Origin of the sequence: Desulfosarcina cetonica JCM 12296 (assembly GCF_001311845.1) — a bacterium.
Classification (GTDB): Bacteria; Desulfobacterota; Desulfobacteria; order Desulfobacterales; family Desulfosarcinaceae; genus Desulfosarcina; species Desulfosarcina cetonica.
The window spans coordinates 19,523-27,893 of record NZ_BBCC01000076.1 but is presented as its reverse complement, the minus strand read 5'-3'; the positions used below and the strand labels follow the sequence as shown (position 1 = coordinate 27,893).

The window sequence follows — 8,371 nt, the reverse complement described above, 5'->3', positions numbered from 1 at the left end:
CCGCTTCGGATGCTTTTTCCAAGGCCATTTGTGCCTGCTTGGTTTTGCTGGCAAGCGGGGCACTGGTCGCTTTTACTACTTCATGTTGGATATGGAACAAATCCGGCGAATGATGCGCACCCAGGTCGTTTCTGACATGATTGGCAATCCCCTTGCCTCATCGCTGGTGGATTGAACCACTTTTACGGGAAGGTCCTTTAACGCATCGTTCATGGCCTTTGTCCAATCCGAACCTTTTCTTCCGTCGGCGTATTTTTCCAGAACAATGTAGTCGGATTCCGGTTCGATGGCGACCAGACAAGTCTGCGGATGAAAGGTTTCATCCTGACACACGGTGATTTGTTTCGGAGCCATGCCCGTTGCAAGACGCACAGTCTCTTGTTTGCCAAATTCGACAATCGATTTCTCGATATTGACCGAGACCTTTTGTTGAGATCCGTATGAAGCGGCAACAAATCGGTCCAACCCTGTCAGTTCCAAAAACTGGCAAACTTGTCGAACGCTGCCAGGGCCTAAAAGCGCCATGCAAAAATGTGCTGCCACTACCAGTCGATGTAAAAAAGCCGTTCCCGAGGGAGATTCAAAAAAGTCCTTGACCAAAGGCTCGGCATCGATCGACTTTTTCCGTTCTATCCAATATTGCAGGGTGGAGCGAGGAATATCGATTTGTTCTGCAATTTCTCGCTGGCTGAATGGGCTCTGGCATGCCGATTCATAACTTGCTATGATATTGGCAATTATCTTCCTTGAGCGACGTGTCTGAGTTGTAAAATTTGAGTCATACTTTGAGTATATATCCTAGTAAATCGTAACTGTCTAGATTTATTATTAATTTTTATATGGCTGTTTTGCGGTGGCCGAAACGATGATCAAGGCCCGAATTATCAATTTTATGGTTCCTCGCTGTTTCGTATGGGTAGCCAGTTGAATGACTTACCCCACAAGTGATAATTGCTATTTCTATGTATCTTATTGCAGGCAAATTGAAATTCGACTTACCCACATAAAACAGCGAGGGACCATTTTTATAGTCACTCTCTTCTATATATTGAGAGCTCAAAGTTAATTGGCAAAACAATACCGACTCATACAACGTACAATTTAGATTTACGATCATGGCCATTTTATTGTTGGTCCATTGCCTATACTATACACTTGTCCCAAAATTCCGCGCTACTTCAGCTTTAAAAATACTTTCTATAATACATATGCTTACCATCATCTTGAATATCACAAAAAATTATTTCAGTCTTTATTTGTTTTTTCGTCAAAATATTCAATCTATTAATCATAAAATTTTCTAAAGATTTTTTTTGGGAATCATAAAACTCTCCTTCAAGTTTTAAATGTATATTTCTAGGTTCTATATGATCAATTCTATATTGCCTAACCAACCAACCACGTTTGCATGCCTGTTCTATCAGATGAGAGAACTTAACAGCATGAAAGAAGGTCCCATCAGGCAACGAGACTAATCGATCGGATGTTCTTCCAACGACACGTGTGATTCCGGAGAAAGGTAGACCACAATCGCAGCCTTTACTTTTTAATTCAACCAAATCACCAAGCTTATATCGAAGAATAGGCATACACCTATTGTCAAGATCGGAAATAATGACTTCATATTTTCCTGAAATAACGGGCAGAAATTCAATATACAATCTTTCGCTATTTAAATGATAATGACCATTAGGGCATTCAAATGCAATGATGTCAACTTCGCTACAGCCGTATTCTTGAAATACAGGGCAACCAAAAACATTAGAGATATATCTCCTTTGAATCTCGGTCAACATTTCTGCTGTAGTAAAAATAACTTTTGGATTAGGCTTGATTTTATTTTTGTTATCAAATAGTTCTGCTGCTTTTAATATTAATGATGGATATCCGTAGAAATAATCCAATTTAGCGTTCTGAAGTATAGTTAACTCTCGATTAAATTTATCTATATCTTTATTATCCAAAGTAAATATTTTACGATTCAGAAGAAAATTCTTGATCGATGATTGCAAATAACGTTGCTCCTTTCTCCCCCAAAAACGCCCTTCAATAGCCCCAGGTAGTATGCCATGCCAAGCAAAGAAGTCCCACCTGGCCTTTAATTGAGCAGCAAGAGTATATCTGTCCACCAAAACTTTTACAGGAATACCTGTTGATCCGGTCGTTTCTCTAATTATCCCTTTCACTCCGGGGATTTTAATATCTTCATTGGCTTTGGTGCGCAGGTCGCTCTTTTCTAAGTATGGAATTTTTATAAGCAATTCCTGAAGACCAGCAGTTTCTATTTCATCATCCGTTATAAACGATAATTTTTCTGTATAATATTTTGAATGCTTTTTTGAAAATTTGATTATTTTCCTTAATTTTCTTTCCTGATAATTATTGGATTCGTAATTAGATCGTAATCCAGCAAATTGCTCTCGAAGTGGATTTCTCCTACAGGACAATGTATAAGCAGAAGTTATGATTGACTTTCTTAATTTCTTTGGTAGTGACATATATAAATGGGACCGCGTTAGTAAGTGGTTATCTCTTCATAAAGTTGGAATATCGAATTCCTTGTTTTTAGAACATTAAACCGCCGTGCCGCTTCATTTTGAAATTTCGTAAAAATGTTTTTCCTACTTTCTCTTATCTCAGAAGCAATCGCATTCGCTAATGCACTTGCATCTTTTTTGGGAACTATTGATGCTGGAGTATCTTGCAACACTTCATGAAGCCCAACGCAATCAGTTCCAATGAAGGGAGTCCCACAAACCAAAGCCTCCATTGGTTGCAAGGGGCAAGCTTCCCAAAGTGAAGGCATAGCAATCACATCAAGGCCCTTCATTGTACTTGCTACATTGGGAGCAAATGGCATAAAAAAGAAATGCTCTTCCAAACCCCTTTCTTTAATCTTAATCTTTTCTTGGCTTGCAAAACATCCATCGCCAAAAGTCATAACAATTGGCTTCTTGGGAAGCTGCTCCTGCCTCAATAGTTCGATCGCATCAACCAAGAATCGAAATCCTTTCTGCGCCATAAAACGACCGAGAAAACCAATTAAAAAAAACGTTTTCCCCTAATCCTTTTTCGGCATTTAGATCACGTGGCGTAGCTCCCGGAATCTATCTATTTCAATGCCATTAGATATAACAATACTTTTGTAATTATCGTCAACATGAGGAAAATTTTCAAACAGATTCTCTTGTGCTTCTTTGCTTACAGAATGAACCCTGTTAACCAACCTCAAAGCAACACATAATGCTATTTTTTTTATTTTTCCTTTGAATCCGAAAAACTGTTCCTTATTTATCACATCATGCGATGTCAGAATATGTGGAAAACGGCAGAAAAATACAGGTAACGCAGCACAAGTGCCAGAAATAAAACCATGCGAATGAACAAGATCAAATTTTCGCGATCGAAGTGTTTTGATTATCTGCTTAGTAAAAATGACAGCTCCGGAACTACCATCAGTAGGTATTCCAGTTACCGGAATAAAATTTGTATTAGTTTCTGCCAGGTCATTTCGTAACAAGTCCATTCCACCGGATTCTGGCGCCAATATAGTCAGATGCCATTTCGAAACATCAATTTTGTGATATACATATCGTATAAACGTTCTAATGCCTCCCCCAGGCCAACGTACAATTAATAAAATTTCCTTTGGTACTCTATGATTTATCTCGGAAACATAGCTCATTTGATGTCCTTATAGATATGCGTTCGCGGGGATCTGAAGGCGTATTTTGGGAAAACTGTCTGATCGCTAAGAGTTTGTAGCGAAGAGAAGATGATCGGCACAAGGCTCGCAGACCTATTTGGCATACTCCAAGTGCGCACGATAACAAAACATATGGTTCTCCCGACGACCACTCACAACTATGCAAATTAACTGCTGAACTAATTTCAGATGGTAGTTAATGATGGCTTGATAGTCTTTCACGTCCTGTCAGTACCTTTAGGGATCGGAAAGGGTTACAAATACCAGCTAATATAAAGAACATCAGGGAGACATAATAATGTTTCTCTTCTTTGAAACACTGGCCCATCCGAAAGTTCAGAACAGCCAATCTTCCCAAAAGAGTAGAAAGTCTATAGGGATACCTAAATAGCGCTTTTCGTAATATAAGGTAGCCGTTTTTCCAGCGAAGTTTAGCGCTGTGTTGACTGATGCTGTCCTCATGACGACGGTAATAGAAAATGCAGTCTTCAATATAGGCTATATTCGTGACCTCTGCGATTCTAATAAGTAAATCATGGTCTTGGGCCGCTCGAAGGGATTCATCAAATAGTCCAGATAAGTCAAGAACATCCTTCTTAATAAGGCATTATTTGGAAGCAAGAAATAGCAATCGAGGAGGATTCTGTTGGGATCTGAGTATTCGTAGTGATCTTCACCGTAGAATCGGTAAAGTGTTTTTCCATTTTCATCAATGGTGTGACCATTGCCGTAAACAAGGCCAACATCATGATTTTCCATTATATATCTTACTTGCTTTTCTATTTTATCCTGCGCAAACAGATCATCACTGTCCAGAAATGCTATGTATTTTCCATGACTTGCTTGAATCCCCAGATTCAAGGCGGCAGACTGGCCTTTATTTACCCGCCCCGGATGCTCTAATATTGTAATATGCTCGGCAAAGGTATCTATAATCTTCCGTGAATTATCCGTACATCCGTCATCAACTACGATTAGTTCAATATTCCCGTAGGTTTGGGTCAAGACGCTATTGATGGTGGCGGCTATATAGTCAGCTCTGTTATAGCAGGGGATAACAACCGACACCAATGGCTGTTTAGGCATGGGCCCTTTCCTTCCTGACGCCGACGATTTTTAGGTTATTAACCGTTGATGATTCTTCTATATTTTCAACAAATTTGTAAGCCAATGCAGCAAAGCCTCCAAAGAGATACCATTCCCAACTACGCAAACCAAATACCGACATGCTGTAGACAATGTCCATAAAAAACCACACCAATAGAGCTTTTATCGTACGGTCTAACCATGAACCCTGGAGTTGTTTTTCCCGAACCAATAAAAGTGCGTTCATCAGCAATCTATAGATTGAAACCATGTACAAAACAAAAATTACCAAACCAATCAGACCCAACTCTTGAGCGATTTCCAGGTAAAGGTTATGTGTTATCTGGCTGGAATTACCTGTAACATTCCAATTGACTTCACGCGACGTTCCCAAGCCATTTCCCTGCAAAGGTTTGTAGGTCAAAGTCCCGAGATATCTTTTAATGGCGTTGAAGCGTCCTTTCACCGTATCTGCACCGGCTACATCCGACTTAAATAGAGACAAATATCTAGTCTGCAAATCACTGCTTATCCTACCAAAAAGGACGGTCAGCACAATCATCAACAGCATTCCTGCAATGGCAGCATTTCGCACACGATTCTTACTGAACCAGACAATGCCAAAGATGACAATGCCAAGGCAAACGATCCCTCCCCTTGCACCAGTCAATGTGAAGCCATAAAAAAAAGGTGGCGCTACACAGGCAACCAAAGCCTTTCCTATCTTTCCAGCCATCCACCCCAAATAAAACAGAAAAGGAACAACATTGACAGCAACCCAAGACAACTGGGTGGGATTGACGACATCATGGGGGGCGCCAGACAAACGATCCAGCCTGCTAATACCACCAACTACTGAATAAGCCGCACTTCCCCAATAGCCTTCGGTCAGATGCAAATAGGTCGGCTCAAAAATTCGAAACACCTGACAGGCCACAAAAACCCAAATTGTAATTTTAAACTGCTTTTCTGTCTGCACCGCCTTGATGGTAAAAAAGAAAAAGAGAAGTGCTTTAATCCATGGCTGGAAACCGACATTTAATGCTGACCCAGGCCAAGTCACAAGAGGTAGTGATAGAACGACATAGATACAAAGCATCTCCAAACAGTGTTGCGGCTCCAGTTTTTTTCCTGCAGCATCCCGAAATCGATGCTTCCAAAGCAAAAGAACCAGAGTACCCGCCAGTACCAAATCAAAACGAACCACACCCAGTGCGGGTATGCGCGCCGGCAGATGGATAAAATAGCTGACAATATATAAGTTATAGAGGTAAAATGGCATGAATACGCTATACTAAAGCATTGCGAACATTTAGGCCGATACTGTGAATACACCTGTGCAGGTTGTGATAAGGGAGACAAAGTGGCTCATGACCGTTTTTTCTTCAAAACGTTCGATACCCTTAAAGGTAAAGTTCTTGTATTCCTCGACCGTGGCGCATCCCAACTTCCGGTCCATTTCATTTTTAAGAATCTGTGCGATCCGGATGTGATCCTCGCTGGTCACCACATAGCCACTATTGGTCTCTCTAATGATTGCGGCCATTTCGCCTTCCCGGATAAGGGCAAAGATGGGAACCCGGCAACCCAAATATTCGAACAGTTTGGAAGGCAGCCAACCCGGCCGAGTTTGAGCCCCAAGCCCCGAGGAAATTAGCAGCATGTCCGCTTCCAAGCTTTTTTCAATGGCCTGGTGGTGAGGCATGCGGTCAAAGAAAATTACGTTCTCCTCCAGTTTCAAAGATTCGATGGTTTCGCGGGTCGGCCGGTTGCGGGAACCGATAAGATGTATTTCCAGTTTTGACCGATAGCGCTTCACCTCATCCGGATTCATTCCGTCAAACCAGAACCTTAGTGCCCGAAAAAACCCGTAAGGATCCTTCTCTGGATAAAAGATCCCCGTGTAGCAAATGATGAACTTATCATCTTCCTTGGCAGCAGGACGGAATGTCAGGCGGCTGTCAAACGTGTTTGTTATCGTATGGAATCGATTTGTCGGCAATTTCGGGTGTCGCTTGGTAAGATTGGCCGAGTAAGTTGATGTGGCCGAGACGAGCGCATCGGCTTCCTGAGCTATTTTTTCCTCGAAATATCGCTCCAGAGGATTGTTGAGCCGAAGGTGACCGGTGGTCGGGTAATATTCCCAGGGATCGCGGTAATCAACAATCCAGGGGATTTTGTAACGTCTCTTTATCCACAGGCCTGCGATTTGGATGGAGTGAGGCGGCGAGGTTGTCAGCACCGCATTCACTCGCTCGTTCCGAACCACTCCCTGAAAGGCTCGGCAGAACATGTGTGCATAGAGAATTTCCGGGTCGGGCTTCAGCAGAAGCCTTAGCAGATCATGTCCGGTCCCTGCGATACGTGCGGGCACCCCTTGCGACCAGAAACCTATTTCCCGGGTTTTTCTGACGTATTCTATCCGGTAGTCACCCTTTAGTTCAGCAAGAAGCGCCGTATCCAATGCCCAACCAGGGCTGGGCGGATTTGTAAGTATGATCACCCGCCAACCTTGCTGGAGAAGTTCCTTGGTCAGGCGAAACGGTCTAAGCGCTCCGACAATATTGGTGGGGGGAAAACTACCGGTTAGAATAACAATGGCTTTGGCATGGTCATTCATTTCATAAGGTTCTTAACAGTGAATCCAAACTGTTCAAAGCGGTTGGTCTTGCATGAAAAATCAAACTCATGGTTACTTACGCCGACTCTTGGAATTAAATAGGGATCAAACTTTCTTAAGCCAAAGTTGTGCACTCCACCTAAATACCCGGAGTCCTTAGCAACCTGAACAACCTCCTCCGTAATGTCCTGCGGCAGGCTATTGGGGTAACAAAATGACTTCAATGGTTTTTCAATCATTTCCTCTATAACTTCTTTTGACCTCTTAATTTCATATGTCAACTTTTCGATAGACACTTTTGAAAGTATGGGGTGGGTCATTGTGTGAGAGCCAATCTCAATCCCATACTGCGAAACATATTTCAATTCATCCCAGGTAATAGCTTCAAAACCATCTACTGGAAGCTCAGGGGAATTAACTTGCAACTTTTTTTCCAGAAGGAAAATAAGATCTTTTTTTTCATCATCTCTAATCTTTTTGCAATATTCACAAAATTTATTATTAAAGAATATTTTTTGTTTAAGCGTCTCAAGAGGGTAGATTTTATTCTTTTCTATTTTGTCAATTTTTATATTCTTCTTTTCAGAATTCAATATTGCATAAAATACTTTATCTGGCCAAAGCCAGATATTTTTATTAACAAATTCTACGGTAACAAAAAAAGTAGCTTTTATATTTCTTTTTTTCAATTCAGGAAAAGCATAAAGGAAGAAGTCTCTATATCCGTCATCAATAGTAATAACTGCAGTTTTTTGGGGCCATTTTTCATACTTATAGTAATACTCAAGACAGTATCCTAAAGTTTCAATCTTATAATATTTTAATAGCAAGTCAAGTTGCCGTCCGAAGACGTCCGCACATACAGAGAACTCATCTTTTTTTCTAGTAGGGCTGAAGCGGTGGTAAAGAAAAATGAGAGGTACACTTCTAAACAGATATCGAAGCCCCATAGTAATCGG

8 protein-coding genes are annotated in these 8,371 nt (G+C 41.3%); all 8 read right to left on the bottom strand.

Annotation, left to right across the window (positions count from 1 at the left end):
- Nucleotides 1-75 precede the first annotated feature (75 nt).
- Nucleotides 76-600, bottom strand: a complete 525-nt coding sequence (locus tag JCM12296_RS17420; RefSeq protein ID WP_157067701.1) for a hypothetical protein — start codon at nucleotides 598-600, stop codon at nucleotides 76-78.
- A 584-nt stretch (nucleotides 601-1,184) separates the two neighbouring features.
- Nucleotides 1,185-2,498 carry a phenylacetate--CoA ligase family protein gene (locus JCM12296_RS17415; protein WP_157067700.1) on the bottom strand — a complete coding sequence of 438 codons (1,314 nt, stop codon included), beginning with the start codon at nucleotides 2,496-2,498 and terminating at the stop codon, nucleotides 1,185-1,187.
- A gap of 17 nt (nucleotides 2,499-2,515) precedes the next feature.
- Nucleotides 2,516-3,043 carry a glycosyltransferase family 4 protein gene (locus JCM12296_RS17410; protein ID WP_281492043.1) on the bottom strand — a complete coding sequence of 176 codons (528 nt, stop codon included), beginning with the start codon at nucleotides 3,041-3,043 and terminating at the stop codon, nucleotides 2,516-2,518.
- 36 nt (nucleotides 3,044-3,079) lie between these two features.
- On the bottom strand, nucleotides 3,080-3,685 hold the full coding sequence (locus JCM12296_RS36575; RefSeq protein ID WP_083456236.1) for a glycosyltransferase: 606 nt from the start codon (nucleotides 3,683-3,685) through the stop codon (nucleotides 3,080-3,082).
- Nucleotides 3,686-4,204: 519 nt separating this feature from the next.
- Nucleotides 4,205-4,792, bottom strand: coding sequence for a glycosyltransferase family 2 protein (locus JCM12296_RS36570; protein WP_083456235.1), 588 nt, complete (start codon nucleotides 4,790-4,792; stop codon nucleotides 4,205-4,207).
- On the bottom strand, nucleotides 4,785-6,074 hold the full coding sequence (locus JCM12296_RS17400) for an O-antigen ligase family protein (protein ID WP_054695807.1): 1,290 nt from the start codon (nucleotides 6,072-6,074) through the stop codon (nucleotides 4,785-4,787). Before JCM12296_RS17400 ends, JCM12296_RS36570 begins: the two co-directional genes overlap by 8 nt.
- A 30-nt stretch (nucleotides 6,075-6,104) precedes the next feature.
- Complete coding sequence (locus tag JCM12296_RS17395) at nucleotides 6,105-7,412, bottom strand: glycosyltransferase family 4 protein (protein ID WP_054695803.1); 1,308 nt, start codon at nucleotides 7,410-7,412, stop codon at nucleotides 6,105-6,107.
- On the bottom strand, nucleotides 7,409-8,242 hold the full coding sequence (locus JCM12296_RS17390; protein ID WP_172683950.1) for a polysaccharide deacetylase family protein: 834 nt from the start codon (nucleotides 8,240-8,242) through the stop codon (nucleotides 7,409-7,411). The genes JCM12296_RS17395 and JCM12296_RS17390 overlap by 4 nt, the downstream gene beginning before the upstream one ends.
- Nucleotides 8,243-8,371: the final 129 nt, after the last annotated feature.

Bases quoted from the DNA above. Each gene is read 5' to 3' on its own strand.
- JCM12296_RS17400 (WP_054695807.1), bottom strand. From the start codon at position 6,074: ATGCCATTTTACCTCTATAACTTATATATTGTCAGCTATTTTATCCAT.
- JCM12296_RS17395 (WP_054695803.1), bottom strand. From the start codon at position 7,412: ATGAATGACCATGCCAAAGCCATTGTTATTCTAACCGGTAGTTTTCCC.
- JCM12296_RS36575 (WP_083456236.1), bottom strand. From the start codon at position 3,685: ATGAGCTATGTTTCCGAGATAAATCATAGAGTACCAAAGGAAATTTTA.
- JCM12296_RS36570 (WP_083456235.1), bottom strand. From the start codon at position 4,792: ATGCCTAAACAGCCATTGGTGTCGGTTGTTATCCCCTGCTATAACAGA.
- JCM12296_RS17415 (WP_157067700.1), bottom strand. From the start codon at position 2,498: ATGTCACTACCAAAGAAATTAAGAAAGTCAATCATAACTTCTGCTTAT.